The sequence below is a fragment of the Vibrio wakamikoensis genome, assembly GCF_050337275.1.
Lineage (GTDB): Bacteria > Pseudomonadota > Gammaproteobacteria > Enterobacterales > Vibrionaceae > Vibrio > Vibrio chaetopteri.
In genome coordinates, this window is sequence record NZ_JAKJST010000025.1 from 102,651 (window position 1) to 127,116 (window position 24,466).

General features: G+C 45.0%; 19 protein-coding genes. 10 read left to right on the forward strand and 9 right to left on the reverse strand.

Translation table 11 applies throughout. From position 1 onward, the window contains the following. Positions 1–15: 15 nt before the first annotated feature. Together L4C42_RS15470 and L4C42_RS15475 are read right to left on the reverse strand one after the other, a co-directional pair. Positions 16–2,826: a PAS domain-containing hybrid sensor histidine kinase/response regulator gene (locus L4C42_RS15470; RefSeq protein ID WP_429761136.1), complete on the reverse strand. Its 2,811-nt coding sequence runs from the start codon at positions 2,824–2,826 to the stop codon at positions 16–18. Further along, positions 2,823–3,863, reverse strand: a complete 1,041-nt coding sequence (locus L4C42_RS15475; RefSeq protein ID WP_429761138.1) for a cytochrome-c peroxidase — start codon at positions 3,861–3,863, stop codon at positions 2,823–2,825. The genes L4C42_RS15470 and L4C42_RS15475 overlap by 4 nt, the downstream gene beginning before the upstream one ends. Positions 3,864–4,144: 281 nt before the next feature. Between L4C42_RS15475 and L4C42_RS15480 the strand changes: the two genes are divergently transcribed. Continuing rightward, positions 4,145–5,236, forward strand: a complete 1,092-nt coding sequence (locus L4C42_RS15480) for an efflux RND transporter periplasmic adaptor subunit (protein WP_353498955.1) — start codon at positions 4,145–4,147, stop codon at positions 5,234–5,236. A 31-nt stretch (positions 5,237–5,267) separates the two neighbouring features. Continuing rightward, positions 5,268–8,312 carry an efflux RND transporter permease subunit gene (locus tag L4C42_RS15485; RefSeq protein WP_429761141.1) on the forward strand — a complete coding sequence of 1,015 codons (3,045 nt, stop codon included), beginning with the start codon at positions 5,268–5,270 and terminating at the stop codon, positions 8,310–8,312. A 110-nt stretch (positions 8,313–8,422) separates the two neighbouring features. On the opposite strand, the gene L4C42_RS15490 is transcribed toward L4C42_RS15485, so the two are convergent. Beyond that, positions 8,423–9,166, reverse strand: coding sequence for a dienelactone hydrolase family protein (locus tag L4C42_RS15490; protein WP_353498957.1), 744 nt, complete (start codon positions 9,164–9,166; stop codon positions 8,423–8,425). A gap of 187 nt (positions 9,167–9,353) precedes the next feature. Here L4C42_RS15490 and L4C42_RS15495 point away from each other — a divergent pair, with 187 nt between their 5' ends. Continuing rightward, positions 9,354–10,490: a BamA/TamA family outer membrane protein gene (locus tag L4C42_RS15495; RefSeq protein WP_353498958.1), complete on the forward strand. Its 1,137-nt coding sequence runs from the start codon at positions 9,354–9,356 to the stop codon at positions 10,488–10,490. Between the two features lie 66 nt (positions 10,491–10,556). On the opposite strand, the gene dcuC is transcribed toward L4C42_RS15495, so the two are convergent. Continuing rightward, a complete protein-coding gene (gene dcuC / locus L4C42_RS15500; RefSeq protein WP_353498959.1) occupies positions 10,557–11,924 on the reverse strand; it encodes an anaerobic C4-dicarboxylate transporter DcuC in 1,368 nt (455 codons plus the stop codon). Positions 11,925–12,335: 411 nt separating this feature from the next. Here dcuC and L4C42_RS15505 point away from each other — a divergent pair, with 411 nt between their 5' ends. The 3 genes from L4C42_RS15505 to L4C42_RS15515 all read left to right on the forward strand — a co-directional run bounded on the left by L4C42_RS15505 (position 12,336) and on the right by L4C42_RS15515 (position 15,631). Beyond that, positions 12,336–13,232: a LysR family transcriptional regulator gene (locus tag L4C42_RS15505; protein ID WP_353498960.1), complete on the forward strand. Its 897-nt coding sequence runs from the start codon at positions 12,336–12,338 to the stop codon at positions 13,230–13,232. 106 nt (positions 13,233–13,338) lie between these two features. Continuing rightward, positions 13,339–14,742, forward strand: coding sequence for a sensor domain-containing diguanylate cyclase (locus tag L4C42_RS15510; RefSeq protein WP_353498961.1), 1,404 nt, complete (start codon positions 13,339–13,341; stop codon positions 14,740–14,742). Next, on the forward strand, positions 14,735–15,631 hold the full coding sequence (locus L4C42_RS15515) for a LysR family transcriptional regulator (protein ID WP_353498962.1): 897 nt from the start codon (positions 14,735–14,737) through the stop codon (positions 15,629–15,631). The genes L4C42_RS15510 and L4C42_RS15515 overlap by 8 nt, the downstream gene beginning before the upstream one ends. 37 nt (positions 15,632–15,668) lie before the next feature. Here the strand turns inward: L4C42_RS15515 and L4C42_RS15520 are convergent, their stop codons facing one another. Continuing rightward, positions 15,669–16,370, reverse strand: coding sequence for a response regulator (locus tag L4C42_RS15520; protein ID WP_353498963.1), 702 nt, complete (start codon positions 16,368–16,370; stop codon positions 15,669–15,671). A gap of 434 nt (positions 16,371–16,804) precedes the next feature. Here L4C42_RS15520 and L4C42_RS15525 point away from each other — a divergent pair, with 434 nt between their 5' ends. Then, positions 16,805–16,939, forward strand: a complete 135-nt coding sequence (locus tag L4C42_RS15525; RefSeq protein ID WP_353498964.1) for a hypothetical protein — start codon at positions 16,805–16,807, stop codon at positions 16,937–16,939. A 99-nt stretch (positions 16,940–17,038) separates the two neighbouring features. Here L4C42_RS15525 and L4C42_RS15530 read toward each other — a convergent pair whose 3' ends face one another. Beyond that, complete coding sequence (locus tag L4C42_RS15530) at positions 17,039–17,656, reverse strand: glutaredoxin family protein (RefSeq protein ID WP_353498965.1); 618 nt, start codon at positions 17,654–17,656, stop codon at positions 17,039–17,041. A gap of 74 nt (positions 17,657–17,730) precedes the next feature. Further along, positions 17,731–18,615, reverse strand: coding sequence for a DMT family transporter (locus L4C42_RS15535; RefSeq protein WP_353498966.1), 885 nt, complete (start codon positions 18,613–18,615; stop codon positions 17,731–17,733). Positions 18,616–18,884: 269 nt separating this feature from the next. Here L4C42_RS15535 and yfcC point away from each other — a divergent pair, with 269 nt between their 5' ends. Together yfcC and L4C42_RS15545 are read left to right on the forward strand one after the other, a co-directional pair. Next, complete coding sequence (gene yfcC / locus L4C42_RS15540) at positions 18,885–20,360, forward strand: putative basic amino acid antiporter YfcC (RefSeq protein ID WP_353500182.1); 1,476 nt, start codon at positions 18,885–18,887, stop codon at positions 20,358–20,360. A 67-nt stretch (positions 20,361–20,427) separates the two neighbouring features. After that, positions 20,428–21,426 carry a succinylglutamate desuccinylase/aspartoacylase family protein gene (locus L4C42_RS15545; protein WP_353500183.1) on the forward strand — a complete coding sequence of 333 codons (999 nt, stop codon included), beginning with the start codon at positions 20,428–20,430 and terminating at the stop codon, positions 21,424–21,426. A 433-nt stretch (positions 21,427–21,859) separates the two neighbouring features. Here L4C42_RS15545 and L4C42_RS15550 read toward each other — a convergent pair whose 3' ends face one another. Next, a complete protein-coding gene (locus tag L4C42_RS15550; RefSeq protein ID WP_353498967.1) occupies positions 21,860–22,861 on the reverse strand; it encodes a porin in 1,002 nt (333 codons plus the stop codon). Positions 22,862–23,163: 302 nt separating this feature from the next. Continuing rightward, positions 23,164–24,222 (reverse strand): porin, encoded by a 1,059-nt coding sequence (locus L4C42_RS15555; protein WP_429761152.1) that lies wholly within the window; start codon positions 24,220–24,222, stop codon positions 23,164–23,166. A gap of 50 nt (positions 24,223–24,272) precedes the next feature. Between L4C42_RS15555 and L4C42_RS15560 the strand changes: the two genes are divergently transcribed. Beyond that, positions 24,273–24,466, forward strand: a 194-nt coding sequence (locus L4C42_RS15560; RefSeq protein WP_429761149.1) for a transposase domain-containing protein, incomplete at its 3' end; no start/stop codon positions are given.

Consider the following 24,466-nt stretch of genomic DNA (forward strand, 5'->3'; position numbering starts at 1 on the left):
ATGCTACTGATACGTTTACCTAGAGAGTTTAGACGACTTTAACACTGACTGATTTCGCGTATCGCGATATTTATCCAGAATTCGAACTGCTTCATGGATATTGACCTCAAGTAGATTTACTAGTGACTGCATCTCCTCTAGCGCAGGCCAAATTTCGCTATCGAGTGTGGTTTGAAGTGATCGCATTTTTTCTGTTACGCGAGATAGACCAACTGCACTGCATTCGGTATCTAATAGTTTCATAGTACTTGAAAGCGTTGCTTTGTCTTTGCTTGAGTAGCTAGTGATTAGTGTGGTGAGCGCATCTTCACTGGTTTGTTTAAACTGTTTTGTTCTATCTTCAGACAGCAGTGACTTTCCGTTGTTAGGACTCACTTTAAGCTCTGCTTCGGTCGTGTTTGATATCGACATCTGAGACAAGTCGTGTCGGATCAACTCGACGACCTTGTTATTGGATTCGTGTTTGGGTGGCATTACCAGCAGATGGCGATACTGTTGTAATGCGTCAATAAAGCTTTCTTTTTGAAGTGGTTTGGTCAGGATATGATTAGCGCCAGCGGCGATGAAATTGTCATGAGCTTCTTTAAAGACATCGGCGGTACAACCGAATATGACCGTTTTTGAATGCAGTTCTTCGCGTATTATTCGCGTCGCTTCGATACCATCCATAACAGGCATGTGGTTATCCATAATGATTAAATCGTAGTGACCTTGTTTTACTTTTTCTACTGCCTCTTGACCGTTCACCGCAACTTCTACTTTGTGTCCCTGCTTAATACAGAAGGTTTTTGCAACGAGCGCATTTACCTTGTTGTCTTCTACAAGCAAGATATTGAGTGACTGAGCGAGGGCTTGATCATCAAGCGAAACATGCGCTTTCTGTTGTTTTTTGACAGCTTCTGCCGGACTAAGCTGCATGGTAACAACAAACTCGCTTCCAACGCCGGGTTCGCTTGTTACGCTTGCGTCACCATTCATGATGTTGGCCAGTTTTTTAACGATGGCCAGTCCAAGCCCTGTGCCGCCAAATTTACGCGTTGTCGAAGCTTCGGCTTGAGTAAAGGGATCGAAGATAGTGCTTCGCCTTTCTGAAGGAATGCCGACGCCAGTATCTTTTACAGAGATAGTTAGGGTTTCGTCCTTACCGTTTTCTGTTTTGGTGCTGCTGAGCGTGAGGGTAACTTTGCCATCACGGGTAAATTTCACAGCATTGCCGAGTAGATTGAAAATAACTTGGCGAATGCGGGATTTATCCCCCCGATAGGATTTACCGCTTTCGAGCTGGTTGTCGAGAACAAACTCGACGCCTTTTTCTGCACAGATAGAAGAGTAGGTCGTGACGATGGGCGAACAGAGATCGCTGATAGCAAAATCAATGGCCTCAAGTTCAAGTTTGCCTTCTTCAATTTTTGAGATATCGAGAATATCGTTAAGCAACGAAAGTAAGTGATTGCCAGACTCAAGCAAAATGTTGAGCTGCTCTTTATGCTGAGTTTCGGTGACTGAAGACTCGAGAATCTGTGCCATTCCAAGAATGCCGTTGAGCGGCGTGCGTAGCTCATGGCTCATGGTGGCAAGGAAAGTGGACTTTGCTTTGTTAGAAGCATCTGCATTATCAACCGCAAGTCTTAAATCTCGCTCTAGGTTTTTTCGAACACTGCTGTCGCGCTCTACGGCAATGAACTGCTCGACTTCTTGTTGATAGTTCCTGATGGGTGTTATCGCGATGTCTATCCAATATGGTGCTCCATCTTTGTGATAGTTAATCAGCTCAGACTGAACAGGCTCACCTTTTCTCAGATGTGCTGCAATGTTCGCAACTTCCTGTTGTGACGTTTCTTTCCCTTGTAAAAAACTACCTGGCTTAAGTCCGATGACTTCTTTCACTTGGTAGCCTGAGAGTCGCTCGAATGCCGTATTTGCCCAAGTAACAAAGCCGTGTTTATCTGTGATGATAATGGCATCGCTTGCATGCTCGACCACTAAGGCTAAATGAGAACGTTCTTTTTCTTTAGTGAAAAGCTCACGATTGAGTTTGGCTTCGCGATATTGCTGTATCCATTGACGCCAGTAGATATATCCACCAAGAAACACAAACAGCATGACGCCGGAAAAAACGACGTGTCCTTGAAGGTTGGATGTTCTCGTCATCCAATAGGTGTTGACGTCATTGAGTAAGGTGTGAATTTCACTGCCAAGAAGTGCTTGCTTCTCTTGGTCTATTTCATTTTTAACTCGGCTGTTAAGCCGAATGTAGCTGTCGATTGCGAGGATAGTGCTGTTGGTTTGAGCATCACTAGTCAGCGCTTGACGTGCTATTTGATTGTCGAAGTATTGATAGAGTTTGAGTTTGTCGGTATCGGAAGTTGATGCTGATAGCAGTCCTCGCTGAAGCTCCTCTAGGGTACTGGTGGAGTATTCAAAGGATACTTTAGCGCTGAGCAAGCGTTCCAATCTTTGGGTGAAACCGAGTACTTGGTTTTTGATATGACGTCCAAACTGTACGCCTTGCTCGGGTATCGGGCTGATAAGAGAGAGGTAGCTTTGTTGGTTCTGCAGCAGGTTGTCATAGAGGTTCCCAGCTTCGAGTTCTATGGTGACTAACTCATTAGAGAAATTGTCATAGGACTGTTCATTGTTGTAGTCAAAGGTGTAGATGTCCTCAAGGGACTGAGTGATTTGATGAGATAGAGCAAGGTAAGCTTGCTGATAGGTATCACTAACTCGGCTGTAAGAGACACTGATTACTAGCCATAGCGCTGATAGCACGATAGCCATTTGATAAAGTGTTTCAACACGCTTTTTGGTAAGTATCCGCCGAGTCATGGTATTAGCTCCTTGAGTACGGGAGGTGGTGGTGCAGAGAGGGCATTGAGAAACGCTTTTAGCTCTAAGATAGTGGCAGGCTCAAGCTCTCGGCCTAGCTGAACGTAGGCCATAGTAACAATGGCAGCTTCCAAGGTCTCTGCACGTCCATCGTGAAAGTAGGGGGCGGTATTCGCCACGTTTCGTAGACTGGGAACGCGGAAAACTCCCATATCAGACTCTAATCCTGTGACGTTGTAACGACCAAGGTCTGACTCTTTCTTATCGGTAGCGTTCAAGTTACCAAACTTCTGAAATAGGTTGCCCCCAATATTTGTCCCCTGATGACAAGCTATGCAGCCTAGTATTTTAAATTGCTGCCAGCCATTTATGGCCGCTTGGGAGATAGCCGTTTCATTGCCTTTCAAAAACAAATCAAAGGGTGAGTCTGGTGTATCTAACGCCGTCATGAAACTTATCAAGGACTCTTTGATGGTGGATTCATTAATGGTGCCGTTCAATTGGGCATTGAATTGCTGTTTATAGGTTGGAACAGAGGCGACATAGCGTGTGATTTTTTGCCAGTTGGTGTTCATTTCTAACGGATTGTGAACCGGACCATCCATTTGTGTTTCCAGGCTAGAAGCTCTCCCGTCCCAAAAAAAACGCGAATTGTGGGAAACGTTGAAGACTGTAGGAGAGTTCCTAGCGCCAAGGCCTTGTACCCCTAAAGAGACCTGTCTATTTTCTGCGCCATTATCGAATATATGATGGCAAGACTCACAACTAACGCGATTATTTGAGGATAAGTTAGGGTCTAAAAAGATCTGCATCCCCAGTTTCGCAATGTTCAGTTCGCGGCTACTCAGTGTTGGTTCTGGTATCGGCTGAATGAGTTGAGCGCTTATATCTTTGAGATTGATAGTGGTTTCTGAACGGGTGCTATTTGCCGGCTTTTCTGGTGCCGAAAAACTAAAAAATAGGTATGTTGTCAATGTGATAAGAGCACCTAGAGCGGCTAACCACCTTATAACTACAATGTTCATAATATGTATCATTCGTATTGATTATACGTATCATTATGGGATACTTATTTGCTGTTTCAATTTAAGATAAAAAAACGAAAAAAATAATGAACTTGTCTCTAATTGGCGGTCTTAACAAGAGTTTTTTTATTCCATAAGTTCTAGCTGGCATAGAACATTCATTTGTGCGTTATAGTTTTGTGTAAGGTTTGTTGCTTTTTGCTACGCTTAATGTAACTTGTGAAATAGCGTTCATTTGATCTCGTTAACCAAATAGTGTGTTGGTTTTTATAAATTTTTATTGGGTGGTTGTTATGAAAACTCATTTACGTGCTCTTACTCTGGCAGCAGCAATTGGTGTTGCGTTGACAGGATGTAGTCCAGAGCCAGAACAGACAGTGGAAGCACCGGTAGTAAGGCCTGTGAAGACGGTTGTTATTGGGCTAGAAAACCAAAGCATGATTCGCGAATTCCCTGCAAGAGTTCTTGCATCGGATCGTGCAGATATGGCGTTCCGCGTTTCTGGCAAAGTAAACAGTATTCCTGTTAAAGAAGGCGACAACGTTAAGAAAGGAACGGTACTAGCAACGCTCGATGATACGAGCTTTAAACTGGCGGTTCGTGATACTCGCGCAACGTTGCAACGTACTCAAGCTGATTTCAAACGTGCTCAAGAACTGATTAAAGATAATTTTATCTCTCAGAAAGATTTCGAGCAGCTACGTGCAAATTTAACACGAGCTAAAGCGGCATATGATAAAGCGAATACAGAGCTAGGCTACACCAAACTTCTTGCCCCTTTTGATGGCTTTGTCGCACAGCGTGATATTCAAAACTTTGAGAACGTTGAAGCTAAACAGGTTGTGTTTACTTTCCAAAACCTCAACACGCTTGAACTTAAATTCAACGTACCTGAGAAACTGGTTCGTCAGATCCGTGATGAACAAGCAGAAGAACCGGTAGAAATTCCTGTTTTCGCTTACTTTGATACCGCGCGTGAAAAGCCGTATCCAGTAACGGTGACAGAAGTATCTTCTAAAGCAGATTCGGATACTCAAACGTTCGAAGTGACGGTGTCGATGGAAGCACCAACCGATCAAAACATCCTTCCTGGGATGACGGGTTATGTGACGGCAGACTTCTCTAAGCTGCAAGAAACGTCTGGTTCTATTCAAGTTCCTGCGACGGCTGTTGTGAGCGACAACGCACACAATGCGACAGTTTGGGTTGTTACAGGTGACAATACGGTAGAGCCTAAATCTGTTGAAGTTTCAAATATGTCAGGCGATCGCATTACCATTCTTTCAGGTCTTGAAATGGGTGAGCGCATTGTGACTGTTGGTGTTCCATTCCTGATTGAAGGTATGGAAGTGAGCCTGATGCCAGAGATCGATCAAGCGCAATAACCCACTGTGACTCAGCAAGAAGAGAAGTTATATGAATTTAGGTGAGTATTCAGTAAAGAATAAAGTCAACAGCTGGCTGCTAGTGCTGCTGATGACGATTGGCGGTGTATTAGCTTACTTTGAAATGGGTAAACTCGAAGATCCAGCATTCACAATCAAAGAAGCGAAAATCATTACAGCCTACCCAGGTGCGTCACCACGAGAGGTGTACGACGAAGTCACATATCACATTGAAGATGCGGTTCGCCTCTTAGGGCAAGTAAAACGCATCAAACGCTCAGTTACACGTGAAGGTCTGTCCGACATCACGATTGAGTTTAAAGATGAGTACAGTTCTGCCGAAATGCCGGGTATTTACGATGAACTACGTCGTAAAATTGCGGATAACAAGCATAAGCTGCCTCCAGGTGCCGGTGAACCACAAATTGTCGACGACTTTGCCGATGTTTATGGTGGTTTCCTAGCACTTAATGGTGAAGGTTACACATACCGTGAACTTAAAGATGTTGCTGACAATCTGAAGAAGCAACTGGTCTTGGTGCCTGGTGTGCGTAAGGTGTCGATTGATGGCGACCAAAAAGAAGTGGTCTACGTGCAAATGTCTCGCTCGAAAATGGCGGAGCTTGGCATCGACATGGCAACGATTGAGAATTTGCTTCAGTCGCAAAACTTGGTGTCTGACTCTGGCCGGTTCCGAGTTGGTCCTGAGTACATTCGTATTGAACCGACTGGCTCCTTTAAGCACGTAAGTGAAATCGAAGACCTACTTATCTCTAGTACTGATAAGAAGCTTATCCGTCTGGGTGATGTTGCAAGGGTTACTCGTGAATACAGCGACGAGCCAAGCAAGCTCATTTATTTCAATGGTAAACCGTCGCTAACGGTTGGTATTTCGATGCTAAGTGGGCGTAATGTGGTTGAAGTAGGCGGCCTTATTGAAGATAAGCTAGCCAGCCTTGAGAACCAGATCCCACTAGGGATGAACCTAGATATCATCTACAACCAACCAAACGAAGTTGATCAGTCGGTTGCAGGCTTTGTTACCAACACAGTCGAAGCGTTGATCATTGTAGTTGTTGTTTTACTTGCGTTTATGGGACTGCGCGTAGGTCTTATCATCGGTGCGGTTCTAATGATTACTGTTGCTGGTACGCTAGCACTCATGCACCTTTATGGTATCGAGCTACAACGTATCTCTCTTGGTGCCCTGATCATCGCCCTTGGTATGTTGGTGGATAACGCCATCGTTGTCGCCGAAGGGATGATGATACGGATCAAGCGCGGTATGCCTGCTATGAAAGCAGCGGGTGAAGTTGTTGGCGCTAACGGCTTGGCACTTCTTGGTGGTACCGCCGTAGGTATCCTTGCGTTTGCCGCGATTGGTATGTCGCAAAGTAACACGGGTGAATTCACGCGCTCTCTTTTCTACGTTATCTTGATTTCACTCTCTTTGAGCTGGGTGACAGCAGTGTCAACAACACCGCTGTTGTGTGCGATGCTTCTTAAGAAAGAAGACAAGAAAGAAGAGGAAGAAGAGAAAGACCCTTATGCGGGGGCTGGCTTTGTTATTTATAAAGGTATTCTTCAGTTCGCACTTAAACAGCGTGTATTGACTATTGGTGTCATTCTAGCGATGTTTGTGTCGGCTGTTTGGGGCTTTGGCTTTGTTAAGAACGCCTTCTTCCCGAACGCGAACACACCAATGTTCTTTGTGGATATTTGGGAAGTAGAAGGCACGGATATTCGTCAAACTCGTGATGATACACTGAAGGTAGCTGAGTTTATTCGTGGCCAAGAGGGCGTAGAGTGGACGGCAAGCTTTATCGGTGGCGGTGCTTCTCGTTTCTCTTTGGTATACACACCGCAAGATTCGACCAAGGCGTATGGCCAGATTATTATTCGTACTGAAAATCGAGACGTGATTGCACCACTGCAAGCTAAGATCGATCAGTTCATGACGGAGAATATCGAAAGCATTGAACCTAAGATCAAAGGCTTACGTATCGGTCCAGGACGTGACTCCAAGATTGAAGCGCGCTTTGCAGGTCCAGATCCAGAAGTCTTGCGCGATCTGTCATCTCAAGCTGAAGCGATCATGCATGCCGATCCGGGTACCAAAGAAGTTCGTAACGACTGGCGCCAACCAGTTAAGCTGATCAAACCTATCTTCAACGAGCAAGTTGCGCGTCAATTAGGCGTGACGAGAACGGAGCTTACAGCGTCACTTCGAGCAGCAAGTGAAGGTACCCAAGTAGGTATTTACCGTGACGGTGTGCGCCTGTTGCCAATTTACTTCCGTGCTGATGCTAGCGAGCGCCAAGATGTGTCTCAGTTGATGGATGCACAAGTGTATAGCCCTGTGCTGCAGCGCACAGTGCCGATTGCGCAGGTTGTTGTTGGTTTTGAAACCGTTTGGGAAGATGCGATGATTCGTGGACGAGACCGTCTAACGACTATTATTGCCTCTGCGAACCCAACTGGTGAACTTGCAGCACCACTATTCGAGCGTTTGAAGCCACAAATTGAAGCTATCGAACTTCCACCTGGCTACACGATGGACTGGGGTGGTGAGTACGAAGATTCAGCGGAAGCGCAAGGTGCACTGTTTAGCGCGATTCCGGTATCGTTTATCATGATGATCATCGTGGTGGTACTTCTATTTGGTAAAGTGCGTCAGCCGCTAATCATCTGGATCACCGTACCTTTGGCTATCATTGGTATTACCGCAGGTCTATTGTTACTTGATGGTGCGTTTGACTTTATGGCACTTCTAGGTGCATTAAGTTTGATAGGTCTACTCATCAAGAATGCTATCGTTCTCCTCGAAGAGATCGACATGCAAGCGGAAGAGAAACCGATTTACGATGCGATCATTGACTCCTCGATCTCTCGTATGCGACCAGTAATGCTGGCAGCATGTACGACAATCTTGGGCATGATCCCGCTGCTTGGTGATGTGTTCTTCGTGAACATGTCTATCACGGTTATGTTTGGTCTTGGTTTTGCAACCGTATTGACCTTGGTGTTTATCCCAGTGATGTACGCAATTTTGTTCAAGGCAAAGAATCCAAGCTAATCGAAAACCGTAAGCTGTAAAACGAAAGCTAAAAACCCAGGTCTTAATACCTGGGTTTTTTTATTGCCTAGTCAAGCTGTTACATTTATACCCTGCATCTAGCGGTTTGCTTAGCTTCCTGTGGTCTCTTTCAAGAAAGTAGAGAAGGCAGTCCATGATTTCTTATCCGCATCTTCTCGATAACGGTCAGAGCCAAACACAGTGAATGCGTGAGGTGCTCCGCTGTAGGTTATCATTTCGTGGTTTACGCCATTTTCTTCAAGCTCAACCGCAAGTCCAGCGAACTCAGACATAGGAATGGCTGAATCAGCGGTGCCATGGAGCACCATAATTGGCGCTTTTGTTTGGGCGTAGCTTTGGCCTTCTGGTGTTTTTAGTCCTCCATGAAAGGTCACAAAGCCGCGAACAGGCATGCCGGCTCTCGCTGACTCTAACGTAGCTGCACCTCCAAAGCAGTAGCCCATCACCACAGTGTTATCGAGATTGCCGCCGAGCTTGCCAGCTTCTGCTAGCCCAGCATTCATCAATGCTTGTAACTTGGCGCGATCTTTATACAGTTCACCGGTATGCTGACGTTTATCTTCGACCTTTGTCGGCCTTACATCTTGCCCAAAGAGGTCAACAGCAAAGACGTTGTAGCCCATTTCATTGAGCATTTCCGCGCGCTTTTCTTCGTATTCGGTTAAGCCATCCCAATCATGTACTAGGAGTACTAACGGCGCGGTGTTGTTTACTTTTGCCCAGTAGCCTTCATACGACTGGCCATTTAGTTCATAAATGACGTGCTCACCAGCGATCGCTGTTGGAGCTAGGATAGCCGCGCACAGTGTTAGTCCTTTAAGTGTCGTTTTCATTGTTGTCCCTTCTGTCTGACTTTGTCACCAAAAGCTTAGTACGGGAAAGATAAACATGAGGATGTATGTATATGAATTTTTTGCCAGAGTTTTATCGATTATTTGCTAACCTCCCCAAGACATGGCTTAGATCTTAGGGATAACTTGTATGTATACTAGAGGTTCTATCGATACAGGGATGTTGTAAATGGTTCACCGTGAGTTCAGTTTTAAAGCTACTCCTAGTAAGTCTCTTGTGTTGGCATTAACGTTGGCGCTGAGTACTTTTCCCGCCTGGTCGGCCGAGTATAAAGACCACGTTGATGACAAGAAGTCTAAAGTGGATAGCACCAGTAAAAGTAATGAAGAAAAGCAGGGTTTCATTGCGTTGCCGATTCCAATGTCAAATCCCACCCTAGGAACAGGTGTTCAACTGGTAGGGCTGTATATGCATGCCAAAGAGCCAGACTCTAAGGCGCACAACGATACGTCGGGTATCGTCGGCATGTACACGTCGACAGAGAGCTGGTTGATTGGTGCGTTCCATGATGGCGCGTTAAAAGATGATTCAGTGCGCTATACCGGTGGCATCTTTCATGGCGATCTAAAGCTTAAGTATTACGGAGACGGAAACGATCCTATTTTTGCGGATGATCCGCTTAAGTATGACATGACAATGAGTGGTGTCATGCTCAGAGCCTTGTTCCAAGTTGCTGGGTCGCATTGGTACATTGGCCCTCAATATAACTACATGCAAACCGACATTTCGTTCCGAGAACTTAACGATTTTTGGCCGGGAACCGAGCAAGTGAAGTCGGCTGGACTTGGCGCGGTTGTTCACTACGACACGCGTGATGACAACTACTATCCGACAGAAGGTTGGTACACTCAGTTTAGCTATATGGATTATGGCCAAAACTGGGGAGGTGATGGTGATTACAACATTGGTAAGCTGTCGACGAGTAACTACTGGAGCGTCAGAAATGACCTAGTGTTTGCCTCAAAACTGACCGCAATGACCAGCGGAGGTGATGTGCCTTTCTATGAAAAACCGACGCTACAAATGCGTGGCTTTAACCATGGTCGCTATCGAAATGACAACATTGTTCAGGCGCAGTTTGAGGGGCGTTGGACATTTATGCCACGTTTTGGCGCGGTTGGCTTTGTGGGACTTGGGAAAACGGCAGAAGCGGAACAAGATATCTTACGTCAAAGTACGGTTGTCACGAAAGGTATAGGCCTTAGGTGGCAACCAGTAGAGCAGAAGAAGATGAACATTCGACTCGATATAGCGCGCGGGCCAGAAGAAAGTACGTTGCACTTATCGGTTGGTGAGGCGTTTTAAACAAGGGGAGCTTAGTTAGCTCCCCTTGTTTTGATGAAGCTGTGTTTTGACGACGCTATGTTTTAATTAAGCGCTCATTGGTACAAGAACCAGTGTACCAATGATGACAGTGACAAGGCCAGCGATGACTGGAACAGACGTACGTTTGACAACTTCAAACGGAGAAATCTGCGCCATACCCGATGTTGCAACAATAACGCCAGATACTGGTGAAATGGTGCGACCTAAGTTCGATGCTTGCAGCATTGGAATGATAAGGAATGCTGGGTTTAGTCCCATCTTAGCGGCCAAAGATGGCGCAAGCTCAACGAAGGCATAGAACGGTGCGTTACCAGAGCCTGTTGCGATTGCGGCTGCGACCGTTAATCCGGTTAGGATAAGCATTAGAGCGATACCGCCAGCACCCGCTTTGTCGGCCAAGTGAAGCAAATTATCAATTGCGCCAATTGACATCAAACCTTGTGCGAACACGCCTGCGGCAACCAATAGCATTACCACACCTTTAAACGCGTCGGCCATGCCTTGATAGCAAGACTCTAGGTCTTCTAAGGTCTTCTTACCGTTGAAACGCTTAACCATAAAGTCAATCACAGCACCTAGGAAGATCGACCCAACAACAATGGTATAGATATCCAATGACAGCCCCGGAATTGTACGGCCATTGAAGAGGAAAACACCAATGATTGGTAAGAACGGTAGAATGCAGTAGAACGCCGGAGCGTCTACCTTGATTTCTGAAACGTCAACACGCTCCATTGGCGTATTTTCTTTTTTGTCCAAGTACTTATTCCAGAAAAATGCCGCTGCTGCCATAACAATTATCGCGCAGATAGAAACGGGTAACACCGTTTGCACCGCGAACACATCCAAAGCCAAACCAGACTTTTCTGCTGCAATCACAACGTCTCCAGATGTTGGAGAAAGAATAATTGCTGCAGGTGAAGCACAGACAGCCACTGCTGCTGGGCGAGAAATACCCATTGCCGTCATCATTGGGAACAAAGTAGCCATCAATAGCACACCAAGCCCAGTAGCCGAGCTAACGGCCAGTGACATCAGACAGGCTACGATGTACGCCGCAACCAACAAAACATATGGAGAGGTAATGAAAGACAGTGGCCTAGAGAACTGTTTTACCACCACGTTGTTAGCGCCGATATGCGTCATGTAAGAGGCAAAACCACACAGCAGCATGATCTGCATACCTAGGCCGCCGCCACGATACTGAAGCATGTATTTCACATACTCTAGCGAATCCGTCACCATGTTGCCTGTTGATGTCAGTTTCGCTGGCAACACAGTGTGACCTAATACACCGGTCAAAAGCAGTAATAAAATACCGGCGGTAAGCAACACACCTGCTGGCTTGTAGCCTTTAACGATAAAGTAGCCAACGGTGATGGTCACCACTAAGCCGATCATCAGTTCTAACATAAATCTCCCCTGATACTGTTAAAATACATGTCTATTTATTTCTAAATGTGTCAATGACTCTACCTTTTAATAGCCTGTGGCACGACACTAATACGCCATATTGCTGATCTAGAACAAACATTATCTATCGGTGATAACAGGGTGTTTAATATTGGTTAATCGGCAGGTGGGTAGATGTAAATATTGTATTTTCGGTAAGCTATGATTGTTTTAACTGAATCACTTTTGGCTATTTATTGTGCGAAGTGTAAATATTGCGCTGAAAACTTACATTTGGTACTGAATGCGTCAAAAGCACTCTTGAAAAGGTTGAGCACACAACAAACATGTCAACGTTGAGGTGCAATGCAAGTGTTGCAATTCGTGGGATTGTAGACAAAATAAACCTACCACTCACAAAGGTGCGAAGCCATGTATCACTCTTCCATTAATCTTCTCGATGTTCGAGCGTTCGTCCTTGTTGCGAACTTGGGGAACTTCACTAAGGCTGCAGAAGCATTGGGCGTATCACGTTCTCATGTCTCTAGACAAATACAGTCACTGGAAAAGCAGATGGGTGTAAGCTTGATCATTCGCACTACACGTTCAATGAAACTGACCACGGCCGGAAGGGCGTTTCTAGCCTCGTGTGACCAAGCATTAAATAGTATCGATAAAGCCGTACATACTGCGGTTGATGATATTGAGACGATTCGCGGAAACATCAAAATTAATTGTGTAGGCGGTTATATTGGCGAGGAGATGGTTTCGGAGTTCATTGCTGCCTTTTTACAGGCTCATCCTGATGTGACCGTTGAACTCGACTTTTCGAGTCACCGTGTTGATCTCTTAGAGGAAGAGTTTGATTTAGCGATTCGAATGGGAGAATTAGCTGATGCCAGCTATGTCGCGCGCAAGCTCACCACGATTGAAATGCAAACACTGGCTAGTCCAAGCTACTTAGCAAACTCTGCGCCTGTCACGCACCCTAAACATCTAAAATCTCACCGCTGCATCACGGGTTCCGTAACTAAGTGGCGTTTTGAGCATATAGAAACTAAAGAGTCCGTTGAAGTGCCTATTGAAGGTGTATTGAGTTGCAAAAATGGCAGAGTGCTTATAAATGCTGCGAAAAAAGGGCTTGGCCTTATCCGGGTGCCGCGGATTTACTGTGAGAGAGAAATTGAGCAGGGGCAACTGGTTTCTGTCTTTACCGACTGGCAAGTTAGCGATGTTCCTTTGTCGATCATTTACCACAAAGACAAGTATCAACCCAATCGGATCAGAGCATGTATTAGCCACCTAATTAGTGCGTTTGGTAATAGCTAATATATTAGGAATAACCGTTATTACCTAAAAGCTGACTTGTTGATTATCAAACAATATTGTCTGATAATTGCGCGCTTTCACTTTCTCAAGGTTCACGATTAATTGCATGCACTCTCACGCAAAAAAATACACATTTATCTTAGCTAGAGCGCTGATACTGTCGGTATTGTTATATGGGGTTGCCATTTATCACAGTACCGACAACTTGGTGGAAAATGAGCAAGCAAAGTTTCGCCTTCTCACAAAAACAGTACAAGATTATAAATCTACCCTGTACATCATGGGGGTGATGTTTGAAGCTCAAGTCGAGGCGAATCGCGGTAAATTCGTGGACGAAAGGTCGTTTGATCGTGGCAAGATCTATTACTATGATGACAATAAAACACTGACTCACAATGAAAAAGTGATCAGTGCGACGGCTGAAAAAATGTTTGGGAGCATGCCAGAAATGGTCAGCGTGCCGTCTTATTCACTTTACTATCGCTCCTACGAGGGACAAAAGCTGCTATCAGCTAAGTCGTTCGATATTCCCGCCAATGTTGTTAAATCAGCGTTTTCGGAAAAATCGTGTCTCGCGACATCAAACTGTGCGTATTTTGTGTCGCCAGAAGATTTATCAAACCGACTCGTTGTGTCTGATGTGCATCAGGACAAGGTGACCGGACAACCTACGATTACGTTGTCGAGTCCTGTTTATGATGGAATGACGATGATTGGTGATGTTAATGTTGATATCTATCTGAACTATTTTGGTTTTATCTCCAATAAAACCTTTGTCTCTGCTAAAGATGGCGACAAGCGTCAGGTCATTATTGAAAACCTACGTTACCCACTAAAAAAGCACGCGTTTGCTAAACATTTTGTTGTTGATGACTACTTTGAGTTTGTTTATCTCATTCCTTTTAGCAAGCTCGTCATTGATACCAGTTGGTTACTCCTCCTTCTTGTGGCGATCTTATTTTATATCTTTGTAAAGCTAGAAGAACTCCACGTTAAGCGCGAGCGGCTAAAGTTGGCAGAAATTGCCATCAGTCGCGATGAGTTAACCGGGATCTACAATCGTACTATTCTCAAAGACAGTGCACTTAAATACATCAAGGAAAAGCAAGGGTTGTCGGTTATCGTCATTGATGGAGATGGCTTAAAGACGATTAACGATACCTACGGGCACCATGTTGGAGATGAGGCTATCATTCACATAGCGACATGTATGACGGATAACTTTAGAGACAGTGATTATTTGATACGAAGTGGTGGTGATGAGTTCTTGGTGCTGTTGCCTGGCTGCAGTGAGCAAACTGCGTATCAGTTGGCAGATAGGCTAGCGAGTGATATTGAATCTACGCCTTTCGGTAAGCAGTCACTGACTATGACCATCAGCTTTGGCGTAAGCCAAATTCAGCGAGGTGATAATTTACAGGCCGCGATTCAACGCGCTGACAATCTATTGTATCGAGATAAGCGCAGCAAAGCGCGAACGGTTGAACAGACGAGTACGCAACATGCATAAAGAGCACGATTATAACTTACTGAAGGTATTGGTACTCATTTATGAGCATCGTAATCTAACCACGGCGGCGGCAAAGTTAGGTAAAACAGAAAGTGCGGTTAGTAAGCATTTGGCGAAGCTTCGTGAACAGCTTGGTGACCCGCTGTTTATTCGCCGTAGTTCAGGCTTAGAGCCTACACATTATCTCGAGCGAATAATGCCTGGCATACAGCGCGGTTTGCGCTCGGTTGAAAATGCTCTCAAGCAAGGTGAGGTGTTTGATGCAACTCAATATGAACATCCGATTGTTATTGCCTTAGACAACACTTCCATTGAGCGTTTTGCCCTTCCTATACTCTCTGCTCTTAGAGCGGAGTTTGGTAATTCGTTAATTGAGTTGATCACATGGCGACGTGATACTTATCAGCGTATTCTTGATGAAAAAGTGCAACTGGGTATTCAGATGTTTAACGAAGATTGTTCCAAGTCTTTGTATCAAAGCGCTTTGTTCAATGTTGAGATGGGAGCCTTAGTAGGCGAGCAAAGTGATCTCCACCAATGGCAAGATGTGTTTGACAACCCATGTATCTTTTTTGAGGTTCGGGGCTGGAATGAAACAAACCATCGTCTGATCAGACAAATGGCGCAGTACGATCTTTCTTTCGATTATAAAACCAAGCTTGATAATTTTTCATTGGCGATGTCGCTAGTTCGTCGGGAAAACACTTCGGTGGTGTTGGCAAAGCATCTTGCTTCGAGAGAAGGTGTTCGATATATACCGTTTCCAGAGCGCATGCAGACTTATGCACCGGTTGTCTCTTGTATTAAACAGAGTGATAGGCAAAACCCGTTACATCAAAAGCTACATAGTGTGATTAAGCTGGCGGTATTGAGTTCTTTAGGGGAGTAACTTGGCGTCCTTGCCAAGAAGTAAGCGGTTTAGAAAATTATAAGACTGCTTCTGCAACTGGAAGAGGAGTCATCGCTGGCGCAGTGTCATGATTCGCCGCTGTACCACTGATAGCGACACCCACAGTAGGCTGAGTTTGTACTACATCTTGTGTATGCAGTAGCTCAACAATGGAATTAGCCTCATATTTGTCCAGTATTCGTGATTTGTAAGTGCTGATCGTTTTTGCACTCAACGACAGGAATTCTGATATTTGTTTGTTAGTGTAGCCTTTCTTCAAGTAGTTAAAGACCACAGTTTCTCGCTGCGACAACACAATGTTACGGCTGCGTTGTTTGTAATCCGTCTTGAACAAGTTATATCCACGCATCACGCCCGCAATGGCATCGCGAATCAACGCAGTATCTTCCGTTTTGCTAATGTAACCATTGGCGCCTAGTTTATACGCGGTTTCTGAATATACAGGGTAGCCATAACTTGAAACGAAAATCGCTTTGCCTTTATAGCCTGCAGTATAGGCACGGCGCATTAACTCGAAACCATCGGCCTCTGCTAGGTTAACATCGAGAATGATCAGTTCGATATTGCCAGTTTTAACCAGGTTCAGAGCAGTTTGAATGCTGTCTGTTTGGTGCACCAAGTTCATGTCATCAATACTGGTTACGATCTTGGCAATCGACTCCCTAACGATAGGGTAGTTATCAATGATGAGACAATCTTTGCTGTTTGGATAGAGCATTAACTTAACCTTGCAAAACAAGTGAATAACAAAAAATGAGCATTGAGAAGGGCGCATCCACGTTGCTTGTAGGTGTCGCCAGCATAGGCTGCGACAGATTTAATTCATGGCTCAAATTAACTTGTTCAAAAGTATATGAAACAATTGAATGAAAGTCTGGAAAGACAGAAATTCCAAAATGGAATAGTGTCAGAACTCTCAAAGGCTAATTAGAGATCAGAACCTTGCTTGGTGGCAATTCCGATTTTTTGTCGTGTTAAGAACAAAGTTTGTTTGACAGGATTAATGTTCCATAAGAGGGCTCGAATATTGGGTTTTCGCTATTTTTTGGAAATTTAGTACGAAAAAGTGTGATCTGCCTCTTGTTTTATTCTCTCTTAGGTATAAAATTACAATTAGTTGAAAGTTAATTACATATCTATCGGAGAACGATCATGAGCTACGAACTAGGTTCAGCGTATGTTGGTCAATTGGCAGCAAAGAAAATGATGGATGACATGCTTTATGGAAAAGCACAGCCGAAGAAAAAGTCTTTCGTTAAACGAATGATGAAAAAACTGGCTAAATAATGGATTGAAAAAAAGAAGGCTCGCACATTGCGAGCCTTCTTTTTTATCTGAAGCTATGAATCGATATCTTGAAAACGCCTGAACAGCAATTCTTCTAGCTTAAGAGGCATTCTTCTCACTAAAATCAACGACGTTATCAGGCGCTTTTGCTGGGGTGCGACTTTCAAGCCACGTCTTTAAGTTGTCTGCTCCGCCGATATACTCACCCTCGAGCCAGATTTGCGGCACTGTTACCGGCGTCTTGAGGCCAATATGTGCTTTTACTTCCGGTATCATTCGATATAGTGCAGCGCTGTCCTTGACCACATCATGATAGGTATAAGGAATACCCGCGTCGTCGAGTAGCTTTTTGGCTTTAACGCAGTAAGGACAAGTGGCCTTTCCGTAAACGATATTGCCTTGTAATGTGTCGCGTTTCGTCCACTCTTGAATCACCGACTGAACCAATACGCCGCGATTCAATGCCTCCCCTTGGCTAACGACTTTGCCTTCGACCATTAAAATCGGAGCATGCCAAGAACCTGCTTTTAACGGCTCCCACCAATGTGATAGCCAGTCTTTTACTTCTAGTTCAATTGGAATACCGTCAAGTTCATTGGCAAAGGTGTCGGTCAGTATGTCTTTGGTTAAGGTGCACTCACCGCACGGAATGTTAACTTTGAATGGTCCCCAGCTTCCAGCCCAGCGGTATAAAGTCAGTTTAATTGGTTGTGCCATGTTCTTTGCCTCTTAATTCTTCCATTTAATAGAGTAGAACCTTGAATACGGGTTTTCATTTCAATCAGCGCAAATTATTTTTTGTCGCGTTTGGATGTTTCCCAGTGGGTAATAAAGGCAACCGATGCGATGATGATGGCCGCGCCAAGCCATAACCTTCCTGGTGGTGCCCAGCCAAATACTATCCAACCCGCGAGAACGTTCATTGGCAGCTTCGCATGGTCAAAGGGCTGGACAAATGATGCGTCTGCGACCGAATACGCTTTAACGATTGCCCATTGTGCTAGGGCTGTTAAAGCACCAGCACCAACAAGTAAAGCCCACACCCAGCCTGTTGTTGGTAACGACCATTCTGGAAGCGCCAGAAATAGGTTAAATGGTGTGATGAGCAGCAGTAAGTACACGACCATAGTTGATGGAGAATCATCCGAAGATAAGTGTTTGACCATCAATGAATAACACGCCCAGAAGAATGCCGCACCAATGGGCAACAGTGTCGCCCAGCTAAAGTCGTCAGCCCAAGGTTCTAGAATAATCATCGCACCGATAAAACCAAACAGCGTCGCCAGCCAACGTGCTGGTCCCACTTTTTCTTTGAGTAGTAGTCCTGAGCCCAAGGTGGCAAAGAGAGGCGATGTCATAAGTAGTGCGATGCCTTGCCAAATAGGTACCGGATAGGCTAGCGCCCACATCCAGAGCTGGATCCCGACGACAGAGAGAAAAACTCGAAACAGATGTTTGGAGAAGTGCTGAGTTTTTAATGAGCGCCTAAATCCAAGTGATGTCAGATAAGGCAGAATCACGAAGAATGCGATCGCATATTGAATAAGCGCCACCATGGTTGATGGCATACTATGGCGAATACTGACCACTTGGGCAATGTTGTTAACTAAGGCAAAGGCTGCACCGGCAGCTAGCATCCAAAGTGCGCCACGAATAGGGTGGTGATGTGAGCTCATAAATAGTTTTGGTAGTTTTTTCCGCATGTTACTACGAATGTTAATCACGACCAAGCGAGAGAGAGTATCAAAGAAGGGGTAGGGGTAGGCAAATCCAGTGCGATAGATCAATTTAATCTCCGAATGTTCAAATGATGTCCAGTCAGATATTGATTTTTTATGCTGAATAAAGGATATTTATGCCAAATTTTATGCTTAACCCTCACGTAATTATGAATACTCATACTGAAGCGTCATCAAACGTGTCACAAGGGACGAAAACCTGGCAAATGCCAGATACCCTTATTCTTATCTTTATCGTCGGCATCCTGGCTACATTGCTAACTTACTTTGTCCCAGCTGGTCATTTTGACAGCCAGGAAGTGACTTACCTTGTTGACGGTGCAGAAAAAACGCGCACCGTTATCGACCCACATTCTTTTGAATACGCAACCGATGAAAATGGTGACTTGGTATACAAGTCAGTCGGACTGTTTGCTTCAGGTGGCGGTATCGGCCTAATGAACTTTGCCTTTGAAGGTTTAGTTTCTGGCTCGAAATGGGGTTCCGCGATTGGTGTGATCATGTTCATGCTGGTCATCGGCGGTGCGTTTGGTATTGTGATGCGCACAGGCACAATCGATAACGGTATTTTACGACTGATCGATAAAACCAAAGGCAGCGAAGCGCTGTTCATTCCCGTATTGTTTGGCCTATTTTCTCTGGGCGGTGCAGTCTTTGGTATGGGTGAAGAGGCGGTGGCATTTGCTATTATTATTGCCCCGTTGATGGTTCGTTTAGGTTATGACGGTATTACGACGGTCATGGTGACTTACGTAGCGACGCAAATTGGTTTTGCAACGTCATGGATGAACCCATTTTCTGTTGCGGTTGCACAGGGGATTGCGGGTATTCCAGTGCTGTCAGGGATGACTATGCGTATGGTTATGTGGGCAGTGTTTACCGTTATTGGTATTGTGTTCACTATGGTTTATGCCTCTCGCATTAAAGCGAATCCAGAGCTCTCATACAGCCGCCGTACTGATGTTTACTTTAGAAAGCAAGCTGATACGGTTAAAGAATCTCGTTGGAACTTAGGCGATACGCTGGTACTTCTTACAGTAGTTGCAACGACAGTATGGGTAGTATGGGGCGTGGTGATGCACGCTTGGTACATCCCTGAGATCGCTTCTCAGTTCTTTACTATGGGTTTTGTAGCCGGTCTTATTGGTGTGTTATTCCGCTTGAACGGCATGACCCTAAATGACATGGCTGATGCTTTCAAAGAGGGCGCAAGCATTATGCTTGCACCAGCGTTACTTGTTGGTTGTGCTAAGGGTGTACTGCTAATTTTAGGTGGCGGTACTACTGATGAGTCTAGCGTTCTAAACTCTATTCTTAACAGTGCTGGTGGCATGATTAGCGGTCTACCTGATGTTGCCGCTGCTTGGTTAATGTACGCATTCCAGTCGGTATTTAATTTCTTCGTGACCTCAGGTTCTGGCCAAGCTGCACTAACAATGCCGCTGCTGGCACCTTTAGCAGATATTGCCGGTGTGACACGTCAAGTTGCGGTACTGGCATTCCAGCTTGGTGATGGCTTTACTAACGTTATCGTACCAACATCAGCATCCTTGATGGCAACGCTTGGTGTGTGTCGTATTGATTGGGGTGACTGGGCAAAATTCTGTTGGCGCTTTATACTGCTGCTATTCGTTTTAGCAAGTTTTGTGGTTATCGGTGCGCACCTCGCTGGGTTCGCGTAATACCTAGATACTTGAAGGTTTAAAAAAGCGGGCTTTGTCCCGCTTTGTTTTTTTATTGGGCGAAATGATGGAACAACAAACTCAGCAACACATCAAACCAACTTATCCAACCATCACATCACTTGATGTCGATACGCTTCCTTCCGGTGAGCACCGGTTTTGGTTTCAAGTTTCCACCAACGCAATGGGCGTGGGTATTCAGCTGCCCGTTATCGTCATAAAGGGCGAAAAACCGGGCGCTAAGTTTATGATCACCGCTGGTGTGCATGGTGATGAGCTCAATGGTATTTTGACGGCTCATAAACTTGCTAGAAAACTGGAAGGCAATGTGGATGCGGGCGTCGTTACGATCGTGCCTTCTGTGAATATTCCTGGCATTTTAAGTCACAGCCGTGATTTCAGCTCGTCTGATCCGGACGCGTCACCCGCCAACCTCAATCGCTTCTTTCCTGGCAAAGTCGATGGTGATGCGGCAAATCAATATCTCTATCGTCTTTGGAATCAACTGCTGAAGCCCAATGCTGAGTTTGCCATTGATTTGCATACTCAAACCCGAGGCGCTACGTATCCTCTTTATGTGTTTGCTGACTTTAGGCTAGATCCTGCGCTGGAGATGGCTCGCTCGATAAAACCAGACGTAATTCTTAACGATCCGGGCGACGCAGGTGTACTTGAAACGGTATGGAACAGCTCAGGTGTGCCGAGCATTACTATTGAAGTAGGGATGGGTAAGATCACTCAGCCTGAGCTCATTGAGCGCACGGTTGACGGCGTTCGACAAATATTGACCCGTCATGGTTTGATGAAAGGAAGTGCGCCTGAAGTGCTGCCTTGCGCAGTAGAGGGGCAGAGCATTACTACAGTGCGAGCACGTCAAGGTGGGTTTGTTATCCCTCAGGTTGAGCTATTACAGCAAGTGGAAGCTGACCAGCTTATAGCCACGCAGTATGACGCTTTTGGGCAGGTACTCGACCAATATTATGCACCTCATGCTGGTACGGTTCTTAGTTACAATGTAGATAGCCTACGTGATCCGGGCGCTTTGGTTGTTCGTTTGATCCAGTAGTCATAAGCGCGATAGCCAAAATCAGGACAAAAAAAACCTCCCCTAGTTTCGCTCAGGGGAGGCAAATAGTGACCACTTATGAAGTCCCTTCTGCCTAGAGTGTGTTTATCAAGTCACTTTCTCCCTCTAAAAAAGCAACCCGACTAACACCGAGACCGATAAGTGCAAATGCTGCCAGCATTTGTCTCTACTACTAAAGCAGTAGTCGTGCCAAGTGTGTTTAAGTTTTTAACGTATTGATTTTGTGTGACTTTAACTGTTATGGAATTGATAGGTCATCTTGAGGAAGGGCGTAGGCTGGTGCATTTGCACTAAAATAGGGAAGGCTGAGCGAGATGCTCAGCCTTAAAGTACGAAGCTATATAGCTAGGTTTCTAGGTGTCCAGGATGCTAGCTAAATTGTTGGCAGTGGTTTAGTTGCTACGAGACGTGATTAGAAGTCGTAACGTAGACCTAGACGCATGGAATCTTCTGCATCATAAGCCAATGCGTTGTCACCTTTCTTAAGATTGTTCAGTTTGAACGCTAGGTAAGAACGTAGGTTGCTGTTGAACTTGTATTGACCCGTAAGTTCGTAGAAATCGGTTTTCTTCTTTTCAGCAGATGCCGCTTGTTCTTGTTCGGTATTCTGGTAGGCACCCATTACTGAGAAACCACCACCGATTTTGTAGTTCGCAGAGACTTCTGTACCTTTGAATTCAGTGCCGTTAGCAGTGTCTAGATCACCTTGAGTGTAGGTACCGCCCAGCTCTAGGCCAGCGATTGCGTAAGTTAAACCAGCGATAGTTTGTTTTTGATCGCCGTTAGAATTTTTACCCGCGCTGTTTTGTGAGTAACCAAGGCCTAGCCCTAGACCGAAAGGAAGGTCGTAGCGAGCAGCAATACCATAGCCGTTAGAGTTACTTTCTTGACCTGCAATGGCACTTGCTTCAATCGTTAGCGCATCTGCGAAGTTGCCAGAGTACTTCACAGTATTGTTAATTTGTTCGTTACCTGATGTGATGAACTCTTTTTGAGCACCTGTGTAGATTTGGCCGTTGTCCGACATTTGAGAAATGATAACACCAGCAGTATCTTGACGACCAAACGAAACCGCACCAAAGTCAGTTTCTAGGCCAGCAAACATGTAACGCTGCTTAAAGGTTTCTTCCTTGCCAGATGCTTTCTTCGCGCTGTGTTCAACTTCCCACTTGCCAAAACCTGCTAGACTGTCATTGATTTTTGTTTTGCCCTTGATGCTAAGACGTGCACGGCTTTGGTTATCCATAGAGCCATCCATTTTTTCGCCGCTAGACTTGCCACCAAAATCGCCACGAAATTCCATACGACCGCCAACTTCTAGAGAAGTGCCATCGCTGTTGTAAACTTCCGCTGCGCCGACTAGACCAGACATCAATGCTGAAACAACTGCGCTCGCCAATACTGCTTTTTTCATTTTCTAAATACCTTGGTTATCAAAAGTGAGGCTATACCCCTCAAAGTTGAGGCTAAGGTAAGTGGCGTTTATGAAGCTTATATTTCAGTTTGATTAAGAGAAAAATACACATTTATTATTGTTTTCAAGTTGTTAAGTGAGAATGTGTTTATTTGTGAAAGTGCATTTTCGAAGCTTATTGCAGGGTGGGGATGGTTGTGTTTGAGTGAATTTTATATGCTTCATTTATGCATTGGGCTGAAACAAAAAATGCCTGAGAACTAGGTCTCAGGCATAGGATTAAAGGGTGTACTAAGTTTCGCTTAGAAGTCGTAGCGTAGACCTAGACGTAGAGAGTTGTCTGCATCTTCAGAAAGCGCCGAGCTATCTGCTTTCAAGTTGTTGATTTTGTAGGTTGCGTAAGCACGAAGACTCTTGTTGAAGTCGTAACGACCAGTTAACTCGACAAAATCATGTTTGCTTGTTTTATCGCCAATCTCGTCTTTTACCTCTGACTTGTTGTATGCTGCAATGACGCGGAAACCATTACCAACCTTGTAGTGACCAGCCAATTCTGTACCTATGAACTCTTTAGTATCGGTTCCCGTCGCTTTATCATTGATATCGCCTTGAGTGTAGGAACCCGCAATGTAGAAAGAGCCAATTTCATAGCTTAGACCACCAATTATCTGGTTTGAGCTGCCGTTGTCTTGACCAGCTGTTTCGCCAAGGTCACCAGCAGAGTAGCCAAGACCGATTCCTAGACCGATTGGTAGTTGGTAAATACCAGAGATACCGTAAGAGTTGTTACTTTTCTCGTCACTAGCAACGAAGTTAGCTTCGACTACCAACGCATCCATAAAGTCGCCAGTATATTTGATGGTGTTGTTAACTTGTTCATCACCAGCATCGATAAAGTCTTTTTGCTTGTTTGTGTGCGTGCCGATATCCGTCATTTTAGATACTTGAACGTTAGCAGTATCTTGCTTACCGAATGAAAATGCACCAAATTGAGTACCGATACCAGCGTACATGTAACGTTGTTTGAAATTGCTGTTCGCTGAGTTGTTGCCGCCGTTGTCTTTGTCAGTATTTTGGACTGTTTGCTCAGCTTCGTAGAAACCAAAACCTGTTAGGTTGTCAGAAATTTGAGTTTCACCGCCTACGTTTAAACGAAAGCGAGATTTGTTTTCCATTGTACCGTCGAGCTTGCTCCCTGAATCTTTACCTTGAAAGTCACCACGGAACTCAGCACGGCCACCAATGTTTAGCGTAGTACCGTCTTGGCTGTACACCTCTGCTGCTAGAGCTGAACCTGATACCATTGCTGCAAATACTGCACTCGCTAGAACTAATGCCGATCGTTTAGCTACTTGAACGATCCTATAGAAGCTACATAATCGGTCGTAACGCAAGTTACGGCCGATTTTTTATGTCTGAGTTTTCAAAAGAGTTACAAGTTACCGCAGAGTTTTGCCACGAACGTCCAATCGATGTCTTTAACAAACATATTCCTTTAGAGTGGGTTGAAGAAGCAGTTCAACAAACTGGACGAGTATCGCTCAGAAAGCGCCGCTTACCAGCGGAACAAGCCGTGTGGTTAGTATTAGGTATAGGGCTTCAGCG